The sequence below is a fragment of the Sediminibacterium salmoneum NBRC 103935 genome (assembly GCF_000511175.1).
Taxonomy (GTDB): Bacteria; Bacteroidota; Bacteroidia; order Chitinophagales; family Chitinophagaceae; genus Sediminibacterium; species Sediminibacterium salmoneum.
Genome location: NZ_KI866530.1, coordinates 1134878 through 1149072 on the forward strand (window position 1 = coordinate 1134878; position 14195 = coordinate 1149072).

Consider the following 14195-nt stretch of genomic DNA (forward strand, 5'->3'; position numbering starts at 1 on the left):
TTTGCTCACTTCCGAAAGCAAGCTTTCGTCGTTCACAAATAAAAAAGCCTCTCTGAATTCTCAGAGAGGCTTTGTGCCCCGGAACGGAGTTGAACCGTTACTCGCGTTGCGGCGAACAGGATTTTAAGTCCTGCGTGTCTACCAATTCCACCACCGGGGCTGCCATAAAAAATCCCGCAACTCTGAGCGGGATTTCTTGGAGCGGAAGACCGGGCTCGAACCGGCCACCCCGACCTTGGCAAGGTCGTGCTCTACCAAATGAGCTACTTCCGCGTTTTGTAAGAACTAAATTGGGAGTGCAAAAATAGCAATCTCTAGTTCATAACAAAATTTTTTTTCGATTATTTATATTCTGGTTTGTATTTAGAACTGCTTTGCACTTCTACTTTAGGTTTTCCTTTGTAGCGCTGGTTGTACATACGGTAACATCCACCCAATACAAAAGCTAAAATGCAAAATACTTGTAGGTAAAACAAGAATCTGGAAGAATTTACCCAGTTTGTCTTAATGTCTTTTGCCTTGTGTTCTAATATTTCCTGTGACATAGTTAATAATTACGGTGCAAAAATAAGGTATGAAACCAAAATTATCATCTCCTTGTGGATATAATTTCAAGAAAACGTTTTTTATTCTCTACAAAATAATTCCAGACCACTGACCCTGTGTAAACTCCATTCAGGGTGTGCATAGGTTTGCCTACTTTCTTAATTCCGGCATATCTGCTCAAAAACCACCAGCCAAAGGCAAAATGCGCTTTCATGATAGCAGTGAAAAAATAAATATCGCCCGTTAATAATCCCTTCCAGGCAGAAACCGCATCCAGAAAAAACCGCATTGGTAATTTCCAAATCAATTCCCCGAATGGCAGATTCTTTGCCATCATGATTAGGTTATTTCTGAAATTCAGAAAAACTTTCCTACCTCCTCTGGGTAAAGTACCACCGCCAACATGATACACTGCAGAATCAGGACAAGCCATAATGGTATAGCCTGCCAACTGCATCCTCCAGCATAAATCTATTTCTTCCTGATGCGCAAAAAAATAAGGATCAAATCCATTCATTTCGTGAAAAACAGGCGCCCGCACAAACATAGCAGCTCCGGATGCCCAGAAAATGGGTTCACAATGGTCGTATTGCCCCTCGTCTGCTTCACAAATATCAAATACCCTTCCCCTTGAAAAAGGATAGCCCAGCTGATCAATCCAGCCTCCGGCTGCACCTGCATATTCAAATGAATCCCTTTGCCTAAAAGCCAGCATTTTAGGTTGTGCTGCAGCAATCTGCTTATCTTTCTCCATCAACTCAATTACAGGTGTAACCCAATCGTTTGTAACCTCTACATCAGAATTCAACAAAACATAATAATCAGCTTCCACCCTTTTCAGCGCCCAATTGTAGCCACCGGCAAATCCTTCATTGATATGGTGGTCCAGAATTTTAATATGAGGAAAATTTTGCTGAACAAATTCAATGGAGTCATCTGTTGACCCATTGTCAGCCACAATAATCTGAAGATTTAAATAATTGGTAGCCATCACCGAAGGCAAAAATTGCTCCAGGTGCTTTTTACCATTATAATTTAAAATGACTACTGCAACAGAAGGACTCAAAATGGAAGTTTTGGCGAAAGTACAATCAAAAGTATTATAAACTCAGCCCCCAGTTAATTAGGGCCCTTACTTCCCTGGGTACTGTCTGAACCCTTTCTTTGGAAGCTTTGTGTGCAAGTCTTACAATAATCATCTGTTTGGAAGGAATCATAATAATATACTGCCCCAGAATACCACGGGCATAAAAAATCTCCGGATGCTGCGGGTCTATCCACCACTGATATCCATAATAATTGCACTTCTCCCCCTTTGTGTCTGTAATATTACATGGTGTAATGGATTGTTTCCAAAACATACTGTCTATCACAGCCACACCATTTATTTTTCCTGAGTCAAGCATAAACTTTCCAATGCGTGCAAAATCCCTTGCATTGCTATTGAAACAGCAATAAGCTTTTGTATTACCATTTTCATGATCGGTACTCCACAACGCATCATGCGTAGCCCCGAGTGGTTGCCATAATTTTTCTGCAGCGTATTCATTCAATTTTTTCCCTGTTGCTTTTTCCAGAATTAAACCCAGCAACTGGGTGTCACCGCTTTTATAATAATGAATGGCGCCAGGTTTATTTTTCATTTTCACCTGCGTGGCCGTCTTCTGTAAATCGTTTCCATAGTAGGCTTCAGCAGTAACACTGAATGGATTCCAGTAACTCTCGTTCCAGTCTGTTCCACTGCTCATCGTCAGCAAATCTTTAATGGTAACAGCCGCTTTCTCTCCCCCGGAAAATTCCTCAATAAAATCGCCAACAGGCTGCTCAACGGATTTGATTTTTCCATCTTTAATGGCAGCACCAATTAAAATACTGGTAATACTTTTGGCAACAGAAAATGATCCGGACAATGAACTATCACTATACCCATCCCAGTATTTTTCAAACTGAAGAGAGTCGTTTTTTATTAATAAGACCCCCACTGTTTTCAAGTCTTCCAACAAGCCATTCAGGCTATCCGGATAATTGATTTTGTTGTATGCCGCACCAAAGGGCCAGGGCTGATCAACGGCTGCACCCTCTACTTTATCGTTACTGAAAATTTTATAATCATCAATGCCGGAAAAATTATGGTAAGCTGCCTTAAACAGGTAGTTCTTATTGCCCAATATAGCATACGCAGAAAAAACCCCCACAATTATCACTAGTACAATAAATAGCCACTTGAATACTCTCATGCCTTGAAATTTTAAATGAATATAATTAATTATCTTGCAGCTATGTTATTTATGCACTTTCTCCATTTTAACCTGGATTTCCTGGATCATCCTTCGGGTAGATAGTTTTTTATATTGAACCCTCTTATCCGGCAAAGCCGGCAATCATTACATTATAAATTAAACAAAAATGGAAACAGCGAACTTATCGCCTGTTACAGCAGCGTATTTACAATTAGAAGAAAAATTTGGTGCACATAACTACCATCCTATTCCCGTTGTACTGGAAAAAGGGGAAGGCATTTATCTCTGGGATGTGGAGGGCAAGAAATATGTTGATTTTCTTAGCGGGTATTCTGCAGTGAATCAGGGGCATTGTCATCCCAAAATTATTCAGGCACTTACCCAACAGGCACAGAAACTTACTTTAACATCCAGGGCTTTTCACAATAATTTATTGGGACAATACGAACAATATATCACCCAGTATTTTCACTACGAGAAGGTATTACCCATGAATACAGGTGTTGAAGGAGGTGAAACAGCTATTAAACTGGCCAGAAGATGGGCTTACGCAAAAAAGGGAGTTCCGGAGAATAAAGCAAAAATCATTTTTGCAGAAGGTAATTTCTGGGGAAGAACACTGGCTGCTATTTCCTCTTCCACCGACCCCAGTAGCTATCACCAATTTGGGCCTTTCATGCCCGGATTTGAACTGGTTCCCTATAACAACACCGAAGCACTGGAAAAAGCATTACAGGATCCGAACGTTGCAGCCTTTATGGTAGAACCCATACAGGGAGAAGCAGGTGTGGTGATTCCTGACGAAGGTTATTTAACTAAAGTGAGAGCTCTTTGCACCCAATACAATGTGCTTTTTATTGCAGACGAAATCCAGACTGGCTTAGCCAGAACGGGAAAAATGCTAGCCTGTGATCATGAAAATGTAAAACCCGATATTCTCATATTGGGTAAAGCCCTTAGTGGTGGTACAGTTCCAGTGTCAGCGGTTTTAGCCGACGACTTTATCATGATGAATATCAAACCCGGTGAACATGGGTCTACCTATGGTGGAAACCCACTAGCCTGCGCAGTGGCTATGGCCGCTCTGGATGTTTTAAAAGAAGAAAGCCTTGCCGATAATGCGGAAAGAATGGGTCAGTTGTTGCGTGCAAAACTGGAACAGTTGCAATCCCCCTATATCAAAACCATCAGAGGAAAGGGTTTGCTGAATGCTATTGTAATCAATCATCCCAACCCGGATGCAGCCTGGGAACTTTGTCTGTTGCTAAAGGAAAGAGGTCTGCTTGCAAAGCCTACACACGGAGATAAAATAAGATTTGCGCCTCCTTTAATCATCAATGAGGAACAGATTAACGAATCGGTCTCCATTATTGGTTCTGCTTTGGCAGCGCTATCTTAGGCAGGAATGACATAATCATCGTAATGGCCGAAAAGGCAAGTAATAAAAATAAACCTACTTGCTTTTTCGGGCATTCGCCCCCATCACAGGTAGTAAGAATAATATAATTGCGCACAGCCCATGCAAAGAACATGGCTGTCAGAAAAACATTAATACGCTTCGCCCAGATTTTGGGAATCAGAAACAAAGCTGCAGCTATTGCACCCATATAAACCAGGAACATACCGGGTCTGCCGAATTTGGTTCCTTCTGCTTTAAAACCAGTGATAGTAATTTCTTTACTTTCTATTACCACCCATGGCATGAAACAAACCAGTATAGTAAGCAATACAGCAATAAACCCAATTGTTTGAGAGTGTTTCATGAATTAAAAATCTTTTAATAGTTTTATTTCGTTTCGATACAACAGTATACGACCATCGTTTTCCAGTTGCTTTAATAAGCGGGATATCACTACCCTGGAAGTTGCCAGTTCATCTGCAATTAAATAATGGGAAGCCTTAATTACACTGGAACCTGTAATCTCTTTTTTCTCACGTAAATAAGCAATGAGTCTTTCATCCAGTTTATGAAAGGCAATGGATTCAATATTTTTCAACAGTTCCAGAAAGCGGTCATTAAAACTCCGCATGATATAGTTTTTCCAGCTGGGATATTTGCAGAGCCATTCTTCCAGTTTCACATGAGGAATCGCCAGCAATTCAACATCTTCTTCTGCAATGGCTTTTACCTCACTTTTCTTGGCTTCCACACAGCAGCTGTAGGCCATAGAGCAGCTTTCATTGTTGGATAGATAATAAAGTAAGAGCTCTTTACCGTTCTCATCTTTTCGCAACACTTTGATTGTTCCTTTTAATATCAATGGCATAGATCGGATGTATTTTCCGTAATCCATGATAAGGTCTCCCTCGTTAAAATGCCTCACTTCGCCAAACTGGTACATTTCTGTAACCAGAGCAGGTTCAAATATTGCATCAAAAGGAGTGACGGTTTTGGCCATTTTAAAAATGATAGTTCAAAACAAAGTTATAGAGAACCATATTAACTTTATTGATTTCATTTTTAGGGTTGTTATAAAGATTCCCCTGATTCATTTTTCCAACAATCAGTAATTGCGCATCCATGCCCTGAAGCAGACCCGTAAAAGCATACCGCACATCTGCATTAACCTGCCAGTAAGAAGGCATACCAAATTTATTAAGCACAGGATTGCTTATATCAGGCATATCAAAATAACCAGCAGCTAAATTCAGCTTCCATCTTTTCTGAGGGATTGCATACGCCGCTTTTGCCACAATTGCATGAACGTCTCCAAAGCCCTCATTTCTTTCTCTTGGCATAAAGGTAAAGAAGGGATCTCTGCCCCATTCTCTGGGCATTAAATAGCGACCTTCTTTTGTGATGCGGTTATAATTGATGGAATAATCCCATCGCTGATTTTTAAAGCCAAATCTGGCACCATAGGTGAATGCTCCACTACCTTTTTCAATAAACCGCTTCGCGGGATCTTCATTGCCGCCATTGGCTAAAGCATGTTGCTTTAAAGCTTGTACCCCCACATAAAAGTTTTCATTTTTGTTTGCGGTTAAAATATCAATATCCAGTTGTAGCATGGCAGCATTGAAAACATTCGGCACCCAAATATCCCAACCCTGCAACACTTTATTTTTTCCAATATCTCTTTTAACCCCCAAAATAGAAACCTGCTTCACTTCCATATGACCCGGATAACCAGCTTTTGTTCCATCCGTATTTAATCCGGAAGGATACAATCCCATCGACTCCCCCATTTTGTACCAGTTAACTGTACCTCTTGGAGATATAGCATATAACAATCCCCCTTCCCATCTGGTTTTTTTTCTTTATTAGTTACCAGCCAAACACCTTCTACACCCGTTGGTCTCATTCTTCCATCCTGCAGATTAATAAATGGCGTGTTAATTAATTGTCTTCCCCAGGTGATGGACGCATGATTAAAATGGTACTTTAGGTATAACTCTTCTAATCGGTCCAGGTCTTTTTTGTTATTTGGATCTTCAATATCAAACAAACTTGTTTCATAACGACTGCCCAAATTAGTTACAGGATCTTTTTTATTAAAGTCAGATGAACCCATATTAAAACTATAAAAACCACTCACCGCAAATTGGAATCGCTTGAATCTGGCTGTTTCAAAACGAATGCCACCGCCAGCCGCATTGGCATAAAAATCTGTAAGTCCTTTTCGATTATCTGTTGCCATGAAAAAATACCGGAAATGACCATTTACTGTACCTCGTTTAAATGCATGCAATATTGAATTGGTATCTACCCAATTTTCTTTTGCCCCTTTCCACATTTCAGGCTTGGTGGTTATTTCCTGGTGTTGAGAAAAAGATTCCCCACTCAACAGCAATAAAGCTGTTAATACAATTATTAAACGCATATCCCTCTCAGGTTTATTCTTTAACGAAATTCATAATCAACACCAGTTACTTGTGACAACAAGGTTGCAGGCCCATCTAAAATGATGGCATTTTTTTCTGGCACCGGGGTAACGGGCGAGTTGTTTTTTAAATATTCAGCCATGGTTCCGTGCAATGTAAATGCAGTATTCTGAGGATTACGAACATTCCGCATTCTGCAAAGCATATCGGAAGGATCTCCATCCCTTTCACAGGCGCAGATAGAATAGGTTTTTGCAGGATCCAATAAAGCATTACCTACTTGTACTTCCTTAACTCTCTTTCCTTTTTCAGCAAAAGCCTCAAACTTCACTTTCATGCCTTTGAACTTGATTACCCAGCCCCCGAACCTTTCAGACGCTTCTTTGGCAAATACATTGTTCAGTTCTTTTTCCAACCAATCTAATAGTTGTTTTCCTATTACAGTACCGGTTCGTACTGTACTGTCTACTGGTAACATGTCGTAGATAAATCCTTCCGTGATGGGAATATTACCGGTTGCATCTGGCGTTGTTCTGGGTGGGCAAAAACGAAACCCATTAGACAAGACTATATCAATCTGTGGAAGCTTCCAATGCAAAGCATTTAGTATCATTGTGTCAATTGGATTCTCAACAACAAAATAGCGATACAAAGGAATGGTGCTATATCCAACAATTTTGTGAATCTGATTGGCAAATGGTTCTTCATACTGGCTAATTAAAGCAGCCATTTTTTTATCCGCTTTAAACTGAGTGGCATTTACTTCATCCAATGCATATTCTTCTCCAATCAGTTTACCAGCCTTAAAGCGCAATTTCAGTTTCCCTACAAAGGAGCCGAAAGCACCTGGCTCAACCACTTTTGCATATTTGCATACAATGGGTTTTCTGACACGTTCGTGTGTATCTCCTCCCAAAATATAATCTACCCCCGCACAAACAGGCAAATTAGCCAGATGGATTTGTTGCGATAGCCCTAAATGTGCAACAATCATTACCGCGGCACACTGTTCCTGATTTCTTAATACATCTACATAGTGTGCCAGATTTTCTTCCGGTGGGGTATAAATAATTCCTTTACTGTAATTAGGCGATTGCCTTAATGGAACCAACGGATCCGTATATCCAATGAACCCAATTTTAATGCCATTTACCTGCCATATATGATAAGGAGGAAAAATCAATTCGCCTTTTTTCCCATCTCCCAGATCATGATACATGTTTGCACAAACCTTAGGTGCATGCAAAGCTCCCAACAAAGTCTGCATGGCTTTCTTATAATAAATTACTTCCCAGTTACCCGGCAAGTACAAATCATAATTCAATGCATTCAAAATAGGCACCATTGCTTTACCAAGGGTTTTCACAGAGAGTTCACTCCCTTGGAACATATCGCCCGTATCAATTAAAAAACTATGCTGGTTGGCTTTTCGCTCTTTTGCCAGATAAGTGGCCAAATGTGCGTATCCGCCTGTTTTTCTAAAAACAGCTCTCCCGTTTTCCCAGAATAATTCATCGTGCGGATGAACCTGACAATGAACATCTGTTGTTTGCAAAATGATGAGCTCCAATACATCATCCCCCTCAACCGCTTTCGATTGATTTTCTAACTCCCCCAAAGCATTTACACTTTCAGCAGACTTTGCATCCGCTGTATTGCTCGCTGCAACCAATCCTGCAGTTCCCAAAACTCCTATTTGCTGTAAGAATGTTCTTCTGTTTTTTGACATGGGATGGAAGGATTTTATTTTTTTGCTTTATCTGCTATCGGCTTAAACGGACCATATTTATGTTGCTTTTCTGTAAAAGCATCCGCATAAGGACCAAATGGATGATCTATTGGTTTTTGGGTAATATCGGGCCAATCTTTTGGAACAGCAATATGTGGTCGCTGCTGAGATAAAACATAAGCAGAAACATCCCAGGCTTCTTCATCGGTCAGCTGAGGATTTTCGTGTGTTACCCCTAAAGGCATATTGTACTTTACATACTTTGCAAAATTGGTAATTCTATACAACCCTGCGCCATCATTAAAGCTATGCTTTCCCCATAAAGGAGGAAAGCTATATTCTATTTTATCGGGATTAAGCACCCCTTCTCCATTGGCCAGATGACAGCTTTGGCATTTGGTTTCATAAACCGTTTTGCCTTTTACCGGATCTGCTGCTCGGTCTAAAAATGCCAGGTCTTTCAATCCGGAACCGGCTGCTTTCTCTCCCGTTTGAACATTCGACCCAATATGATTGATATAAGCAACAATGGCCTGCATTTCCTTACTGCTCGTATCCAGCGCTTTCCCATTTAAACTTCTTTCAAAACAATCGTTTACCCGTTTGTAAATATTTTCAACAGCACCGCTCCTGGCCCTGAATTTCGGATAAGTGGAAGCTACTGATCCAAAATTATTCCCGAATGCCAATGTACCTGCCTGTAAATGGCAGTTCTGACAATTCTGCCCATTGGAAATCTGAGTAACAGAACCATTGGGTCCCAGGTATTTAGCAGTATGAGCAATTAAATCTCTGCCATAATACAACAGTTCTTTTTCTTTTGTATCTGCAACCAAATCCAATGCAACAGGTTGCCAGTAAGTTTCAGCTGCGGCCATTTTTGGGGCTCCCTCTTTTGCAGTGTCAGGTATTGCAGGAGTAACGGCTTTTACGTTATCAGATCTGAACCATCCTTTAATAATATCTGCATTGTAAATAACCAATGGTAATAAAATAATAAATACAACCAATACAATAATCAGGTTCAGCATTCGCTGGATCATTTTGATTAGCCCCTGATCCTTTTCTTTTTGTTGATTGGCTTCCATATAATGGCGGATTATGTTGAATTGCTTTGTATGATAATTTAGTGGGGTAATTTTTTCATAAAAACACCATATAGATAGGTTCCTACGATGGCAAAAAAGAAAACTACAATCATCGATAAAAATCCATATCCAATATTCACTACCATTGGTCCTGGACATGCACCACTTAAAGCCCATCCTAACCCAAAAATGGTACCACCAATCAGGTATCTGGCTATGGATTTATCCTTTGGAAAAAACAGAATCGGGTTTCCGTGAAAATCCCTGATTTTATACTTCTTAATTAAAGCTACCCCAATAACACCCAAGGTAACAGCGGTACCAATAATTCCATACATATGGAATGCCTGAAAGCGAAACATTTCCTGAATTCTGAACCAGGAAATGGCTTCGGACTTGGCCATCACTATTCCAAATACAATTCCAAGTAATAAAAATTTTAAAAACTTCATAGCAAATAGATTATATCAATTAGATTTCACTTACTTATTATAAAATAAATGGCATAATTACATATGTCATTAAAAGTCCCCCGATAAAAAATCCAATAACGGCAATCAAAGAAGGCAATTGAAGATTACTAAGTCCACTAATGGCATGTCCTGAAGTACATCCACCTGCATACCTCGATCCAAATCCAACCATCAGTCCGCCAAAAGCAAGGATTAAAAATCCTTTCACACTAAATACTGCCTCCCAGCTGAATAATTCATTGGGTTGTAAAGAAGTTGGGGCCGCAATACCCATTTTACCAAGATCTTCAATGGTTGATGCAGAAATCTCAACCGGTCCACCTGAAGACAGATAGTTCGAAGCTATATATCCACCAATTATAGATCCTATCAGAAAAACAATATTCCACAACTGAGCTTTCCAGTTAAAATCGAAAAACTTGGTCTTTTTGCCCAGACCCGCTGCAGCACAAATGGTTCTTAAATTAGAAGAAAAGCCAAAAGATTGACCAAAATACAAAAGGAAAAACATGATGGAAGCAATCATTGCTCCTGAGAACCACCATGACCAGGTTTGCGTTATTAATTCTTTCATTGCTAGTTTTTACTTATTTAAGTTGAAATGAAATTATGGGTTTAAATAAATGATTCACCATTTTTTCCATGGCACTCTGATGGAGCAATCCTCCCTTACCATGCGTTCCAATGCAAATCATATCCATATTAAGCATTTGGTTAAAATGGATAACACCATTTTCAACATCTGTATCACTGATAACATGACATTCAAAGTTTTCAATAGAATTCAGAGAAGCAAATTGTTTCATTTGAGATTCTATTACATCCTTGCTTGCAGTGGCATCTCCGGAAACAATCTGGAGTAAATGAAGCGTTGGATTAAAGGCTTTCAGAATTTTATGCATCAGCGTTAAATTCTCAGCCTTGGGTGTTGAGAAATCGTGTACCAATAACAAGTGATTGATGGCAAGATCAGAACGATCACACATCAAAGACAATAAAGGAACAGTTGATTTTCTTGCAATCATCTGCGTTTCTGTTCCGGATACTTTTTCTTTAATTCCCCAGGCGCCCTTGGTTCCCATTACAATCAGATCAAACTGCTGATGGCTGGCAAACTGAATAATTGAATCTGTAACTTTTCCCAGCTGGAGATGTGTTTTTATTGAATCCCCGTAATGGTTTTTCAAAGAAAGCAAATTTCTGTTGGCAATTAAAACTTGCTGTTCAATATACTGAACATCAATTTCACCACAGGTAGAAATTTTTCCCTGTGCGTCCATCGTTACCGTATCCGGAACAGACAAAACATGTAAAAAGTGCACATCCACATTAATTTTTTCAGCCAATTTTTGCACCATTACATAGGCATATTCTGCCTGAACGGAGAAATCGGTTGGTATTAAAATTTTTAAAGTTTCCATTGTATGTTTTTATACTTATTGAACAAATTGTGCAACATGTTGCCAGGTACCACCATTCACTACATTGGTTATTCCCTGTTGCTCAAGCAAAGATTTAGCCATTCCACTTCTGTTACCGCTTCTGCAGAATACGATAACACTCTTTTTGTCCTTGAACTTTGCAATTTCCTTGGTAATATTATCCAATGGTATATTCACTGAACCTTTTACATGCCCATCGGCAAATTCACCTGGAGTTCTTACATCCACCAGAAACGCGCCCTCATTAATTAGGGATTTTAAATCTGCGGTATTATTATTTCCGCCAAATAGCATATCAAAAATGCCCATGATTGATTATTTAAATTGTTGAAGAATATTGATTAATCCGTTTTTGGGTACTACACCACTCTGTCTCCACAATGGTTTCCCGTTTTTAAAAACAATTAGTGTAGGAACACCCTGTACCTGATAAGCTGCTGCTGCCTGTGGATTTTTATCTACATCCACTTTAATGATGGTTACAGCATCCCCCAAACTGTCTTTCACCTCTTTTAAAATAGGAGACATCATTTTACAGGGGCCACACCATTCGGCAAAAAAATCTACCAGTACAGGTTTATCCGATTGAATCATTTCATTAAATGTCATATGATTTATTTTTAAGCTTGATTGGATTCTTTTCTATCTTCTTTTTTGAACATTCCAAAAACCAACGCCCCCATCATTGATCCATATAAAGTGCTGTTCAATGGTTTGGAAGTTATGGCACATGTACCTGATACACATCCCACCTGTTGCCAGTAAATATAACCGACAATAGCACCTACCAGACTTCCGATCAGGTATAGCTTGTTACTATTTAACCACTTCTTCATACGTAATATCTTCTGTGCTTTTGTTGGATTTTTGAATGGGTGTATTACAGCCACCTACGCCACAACATCCTGTGTTAAAAAGGGCCATGATGGTAAAAAGAACACCTGCGACCCCAAATACCGTGTCTTTATTTCCAATTGCCTGGATAATAATGGCAATCCCTGCCAGCAAACGAATCACCCGCATCCAATTCCAATTGCTCATAATGATATCCTTCATAGACCTTTCGTTTTATTAAATACAAATGTAAAAAACAAGCACCCCTACTCATGGTAACAAAGGTTACACAGCAGGTGAACATTCCTGCGAACGCCAGAATACCTTTAAGGTACAACACATACGAACATTAGCAATTAACCCTGCCCCGGCCGTAATGGCAGCAATCGCATACAATGCCGGCTCCAGACCCAGCCAATCAGCAAGTACACCACTTAACAGAGCCCCTACTACATACCCCATATCCCGCCAGAACCGGAACACGCCCATCACTTCTGCTCTCTGAATTGGATGCGCATTCTCTGCAACCACCGTTAAAAAATTGGGATATACCAGACCTGTCCCCAAGCCAAGCAAAACGGCAGCTGTAATCGCCCCGGTTAATGAAGTGAAAAATACAAGAAGAACAATGGCAATTGCCTGAAGCAACATGCCCGTTGTAATCAATTGTTTTTTACAAAAATGATCCCCCATTTTACCTGTAAAAAGCTGAGATATCCCCCATACTGCGGGATATGTCCCGGCAATCATCCCAATCTCTGATACGGTAAACTGACGTTGAAAAAGCAATAAGGGTACCAGCCCCCACATAACGCCATCATTCAGATTATTAACCAACCCATTCAGGGTTACACTGCCTAAATTTCTGTGATTCCAGGTGGTCTGAGACCAGATATTTTTAATCAGCGGAATAGGGCTTTCTTTGGATTCAGCCTGAACAAAGGCAGCTGTATCTTTTAAGAAAAATAAGGAGAGTACTAAACCTGCCAGTACAAAAATCAATCCGGGAATAAAAGGATAAATGGCGTATCCATAGTTACTTGCTATTCGTGCTGATAAATAGGCAGCCAGTCCTACCGAGAGATAACCGGCAAACTCGTTAATGCCCATTGCCAGCCCTCTGTTTTTATTACCTACCAGATCAATTTTCATGACAACTGTAGTGCTCCAGGTAAGCCCCTGGCTGATACCCAGAAAAATATTTGCTACAATAATCCAGTTCCAGTGATTCGCATACATCAATAAAAAAGGAACCGGGGCCGCAATCAACCAACCCGTTACCAGCAGTTGTTTCCTGGTAAATTTCTTTGAAAAAGCGCCAACTGCGTAATTACTAACAGACTTACTAATGCCAAACGCAATAATAAAGCTGGTAATCGCAGTTGCGGTGGACAGCGAAAAGAGTGTCTTGCCAAATTCCGGAAGGATAGATCGCTCCATACCCACCATTGCCCCTACAAAAGCATTGACAATGACAAGAAGTATGAACTGAATCTTATTTTCTTTCAATCCCTGCATGCAAAAAAATTTGCAGCAAATTAGAAAGAAAGAACCTCAGCGTTGGTAACAAAAGTTACTAATGAGCAATTTTCACTACTGCATCCAGTTTCACGGTTGCCTTGATGGAATTGGAAATTAAACAGGCTTTCTCTGTTTTTTCTAATAAGCGCATCGCTCTTTCAGCAAGCGTTTCATCGGATATTACTAATTCTGGTTTAAGAAGCACCGTCGTAACCATATACTTTCCTTCGGGCTGTTCCAATAAGCCTACTGCCTTCACATTCAGTGAAACAAACGGCAATTTGGAATTTTCAGCTATAGCTAAAAAAGTAGTCATATAGCAGGAGTTTACTGCAGCAACGAGTAAATGTTCCGGAGACCAAATTCCAGGCATCCCTTTGGGAAACTCAGGTGGAGTAGCCACTTCAATGGTATTGGATAATACCGGGGAACTGATGGTACCTTTTCTGTCTGATTGCCAAACTAAGTCTACTTCGTAATGAAATGGAGTACTCATA

19 protein-coding genes and 2 tRNA genes are annotated in these 14195 nt (G+C 40.0%); 1 reads left to right on the forward strand and 20 read right to left on the reverse strand.

The genetic code is table 11. From position 1 onward, the window contains the following. Nucleotides 1–74 precede the first annotated feature (74 nt). From P767_RS0105430 to P767_RS0105450, 5 genes are all read right to left on the reverse strand, one after another. A tRNA-Leu gene (locus tag P767_RS0105430) sits at nucleotides 75–160 on the reverse strand. Between the two features lie 37 nt (nucleotides 161–197). Then, nucleotides 198–273: transfer RNA gene (locus P767_RS0105435), tRNA-Gly, on the reverse strand. A 68-nt stretch (nucleotides 274–341) separates the two neighbouring features. Beyond that, the gene (locus P767_RS0105440; RefSeq protein ID WP_026751632.1) at nucleotides 342–545 is read right to left on the reverse strand and encodes a hypothetical protein; all 204 of its coding nucleotides are present in this window, start codon (nucleotides 543–545) and stop codon (nucleotides 342–344) included. 44 nt (nucleotides 546–589) lie between these two features. Continuing rightward, nucleotides 590–1612, reverse strand: coding sequence for a glycosyltransferase family 2 protein (locus tag P767_RS0105445; protein ID WP_026763714.1), 1023 nt, complete (start codon nucleotides 1610–1612; stop codon nucleotides 590–592). Nucleotides 1613–1646: 34 nt separating this feature from the next. Further along, nucleotides 1647–2783, reverse strand: a complete 1137-nt coding sequence (locus P767_RS0105450) for a serine hydrolase domain-containing protein (RefSeq protein ID WP_026763715.1) — start codon at nucleotides 2781–2783, stop codon at nucleotides 1647–1649. A 169-nt stretch (nucleotides 2784–2952) separates the two neighbouring features. Between P767_RS0105450 and rocD the strand changes: the two genes are divergently transcribed. Further along, a complete protein-coding gene (gene rocD / locus P767_RS0105455; protein WP_026763716.1) occupies nucleotides 2953–4185 on the forward strand; it encodes an ornithine--oxo-acid transaminase in 1233 nt (410 codons plus the stop codon). Here the strand turns inward: rocD and P767_RS0105460 are convergent. The 15 genes from P767_RS0105460 to P767_RS0105525 all read right to left on the reverse strand — a co-directional run bounded on the left by P767_RS0105460 (nucleotide 4154) and on the right by P767_RS0105525 (nucleotide 14194). Then, nucleotides 4154–4549: a hypothetical protein gene (locus tag P767_RS0105460; RefSeq protein ID WP_157611384.1), complete on the reverse strand. Its 396-nt coding sequence runs from the start codon at nucleotides 4547–4549 to the stop codon at nucleotides 4154–4156. The genes rocD and P767_RS0105460 overlap by 32 nt on opposite strands. Nucleotides 4550–4552: 3 nt before the next feature. Beyond that, a complete protein-coding gene (locus tag P767_RS0105465; protein ID WP_026763718.1) occupies nucleotides 4553–5185 on the reverse strand; it encodes a Crp/Fnr family transcriptional regulator in 633 nt (210 codons plus the stop codon). A 1-nt stretch (nucleotide 5186) separates the two neighbouring features. Continuing rightward, entirely contained in the window at nucleotides 5187–5975 is a 789-nt protein-coding gene (locus P767_RS17530) for a hypothetical protein (protein ID WP_157611386.1), read from the reverse strand. Continuing rightward, nucleotides 5939–6610 carry a hypothetical protein gene (locus P767_RS17535; protein WP_051417163.1) on the reverse strand — a complete coding sequence of 224 codons (672 nt, stop codon included), beginning with the start codon at nucleotides 6608–6610 and terminating at the stop codon, nucleotides 5939–5941. Before P767_RS17535 ends, P767_RS17530 begins: the two co-directional genes overlap by 37 nt. 20 nt (nucleotides 6611–6630) lie before the next feature. Further along, nucleotides 6631–8340 carry a bifunctional metallophosphatase/5'-nucleotidase gene (locus P767_RS0105475; RefSeq protein WP_026763719.1) on the reverse strand — a complete coding sequence of 570 codons (1710 nt, stop codon included), beginning with the start codon at nucleotides 8338–8340 and terminating at the stop codon, nucleotides 6631–6633. 14 nt (nucleotides 8341–8354) lie between these two features. Beyond that, a complete protein-coding gene (locus P767_RS15995; RefSeq protein WP_037351646.1) occupies nucleotides 8355–9428 on the reverse strand; it encodes a c-type cytochrome in 1074 nt (357 codons plus the stop codon). Between the two features lie 38 nt (nucleotides 9429–9466). After that, the gene (locus tag P767_RS0105485) at nucleotides 9467–9880 is read right to left on the reverse strand and encodes a DUF6691 family protein (protein WP_026763720.1); all 414 of its coding nucleotides are present in this window, start codon (nucleotides 9878–9880) and stop codon (nucleotides 9467–9469) included. Nucleotides 9881–9917: 37 nt separating this feature from the next. Then, on the reverse strand, nucleotides 9918–10475 hold the full coding sequence (locus P767_RS0105490; protein WP_026763721.1) for a YeeE/YedE family protein: 558 nt from the start codon (nucleotides 10473–10475) through the stop codon (nucleotides 9918–9920). Between the two features lie 13 nt (nucleotides 10476–10488). Further along, a complete protein-coding gene (locus P767_RS0105495) occupies nucleotides 10489–11322 on the reverse strand; it encodes a universal stress protein (protein ID WP_026763722.1) in 834 nt (277 codons plus the stop codon). Between the two features lie 15 nt (nucleotides 11323–11337). Then, complete coding sequence (locus P767_RS0105500; RefSeq protein ID WP_037351647.1) at nucleotides 11338–11652, reverse strand: rhodanese-like domain-containing protein; 315 nt, start codon at nucleotides 11650–11652, stop codon at nucleotides 11338–11340. 6 nt (nucleotides 11653–11658) lie between these two features. Then, nucleotides 11659–11952 (reverse strand): thioredoxin, encoded by a 294-nt coding sequence (gene trxA / locus P767_RS0105505; RefSeq protein ID WP_026751620.1) that lies wholly within the window; start codon nucleotides 11950–11952, stop codon nucleotides 11659–11661. A gap of 11 nt (nucleotides 11953–11963) precedes the next feature. Further along, on the reverse strand, nucleotides 11964–12179 hold the full coding sequence (locus tag P767_RS0105510) for a DUF6132 family protein (protein ID WP_026763724.1): 216 nt from the start codon (nucleotides 12177–12179) through the stop codon (nucleotides 11964–11966). Next, on the reverse strand, nucleotides 12160–12399 hold the full coding sequence (locus tag P767_RS0105515) for a hypothetical protein (protein WP_026763725.1): 240 nt from the start codon (nucleotides 12397–12399) through the stop codon (nucleotides 12160–12162). The genes P767_RS0105510 and P767_RS0105515 overlap by 20 nt, the downstream gene beginning before the upstream one ends. A gap of 63 nt (nucleotides 12400–12462) precedes the next feature. Next, complete coding sequence (locus P767_RS0105520; RefSeq protein ID WP_026763726.1) at nucleotides 12463–13695, reverse strand: MFS transporter; 1233 nt, start codon at nucleotides 13693–13695, stop codon at nucleotides 12463–12465. Nucleotides 13696–13753: 58 nt separating this feature from the next. Further along, the gene (locus P767_RS0105525; protein ID WP_026763727.1) at nucleotides 13754–14194 is read right to left on the reverse strand and encodes an OsmC family protein; all 441 of its coding nucleotides are present in this window, start codon (nucleotides 14192–14194) and stop codon (nucleotides 13754–13756) included. Between the last annotated feature and the right edge of the window lies 1 nt (nucleotide 14195).

Coding starts and splice junctions, on each gene's coding strand:
- P767_RS0105495 (WP_026763722.1), bottom strand. CDS start 11,322: ATGGAAACTTTAAAAATTTTAATACCAACCGATTTCTCCGTTCAGGCA.
- P767_RS0105440 (WP_026751632.1), bottom strand. CDS start 545: ATGTCACAGGAAATATTAGAACACAAGGCAAAAGACATTAAGACAAAC.
- P767_RS0105520 (WP_026763726.1), bottom strand. CDS start 13,695: ATGCAGGGATTGAAAGAAAATAAGATTCAGTTCATACTTCTTGTCATT.
- P767_RS0105510 (WP_026763724.1), bottom strand. CDS start 12,179: ATGAAGAAGTGGTTAAATAGTAACAAGCTATACCTGATCGGAAGTCTG.
- P767_RS0105525 (WP_026763727.1), bottom strand. CDS start 14,194: ATGAGTACTCCATTTCATTACGAAGTAGACTTAGTTTGGCAATCAGAC.
- P767_RS0105465 (WP_026763718.1), bottom strand. CDS start 5,185: ATGGCCAAAACCGTCACTCCTTTTGATGCAATATTTGAACCTGCTCTG.
- P767_RS17535 (WP_051417163.1), bottom strand. CDS start 6,610: ATGCGTTTAATAATTGTATTAACAGCTTTATTGCTGTTGAGTGGGGAA.
- P767_RS0105450 (WP_026763715.1), bottom strand. CDS start 2,783: ATGAGAGTATTCAAGTGGCTATTTATTGTACTAGTGATAATTGTGGGG.
- P767_RS0105485 (WP_026763720.1), bottom strand. CDS start 9,880: ATGAAGTTTTTAAAATTTTTATTACTTGGAATTGTATTTGGAATAGTG.
- rocD (WP_026763716.1), top strand. CDS start 2,953: ATGGAAACAGCGAACTTATCGCCTGTTACAGCAGCGTATTTACAATTA.
- trxA (WP_026751620.1), bottom strand. CDS start 11,952: ATGACATTTAATGAAATGATTCAATCGGATAAACCTGTACTGGTAGAT.
- P767_RS15995 (WP_037351646.1), bottom strand. CDS start 9,428: ATGGAAGCCAATCAACAAAAAGAAAAGGATCAGGGGCTAATCAAAATG.
- P767_RS0105460 (WP_157611384.1), bottom strand. CDS start 4,549: ATGAAACACTCTCAAACAATTGGGTTTATTGCTGTATTGCTTACTATA.
- P767_RS0105475 (WP_026763719.1), bottom strand. CDS start 8,340: ATGTCAAAAAACAGAAGAACATTCTTACAGCAAATAGGAGTTTTGGGA.
- P767_RS0105500 (WP_037351647.1), bottom strand. CDS start 11,652: ATGGGCATTTTTGATATGCTATTTGGCGGAAATAATAATACCGCAGAT.
- P767_RS0105515 (WP_026763725.1), bottom strand. CDS start 12,399: ATGAAGGATATCATTATGAGCAATTGGAATTGGATGCGGGTGATTCGT.
- P767_RS17530 (WP_157611386.1), bottom strand. CDS start 5,975: ATGGGGGAGTCGATGGGATTGTATCCTTCCGGATTAAATACGGATGGA.
- P767_RS0105490 (WP_026763721.1), bottom strand. CDS start 10,475: ATGAAAGAATTAATAACGCAAACCTGGTCATGGTGGTTCTCAGGAGCA.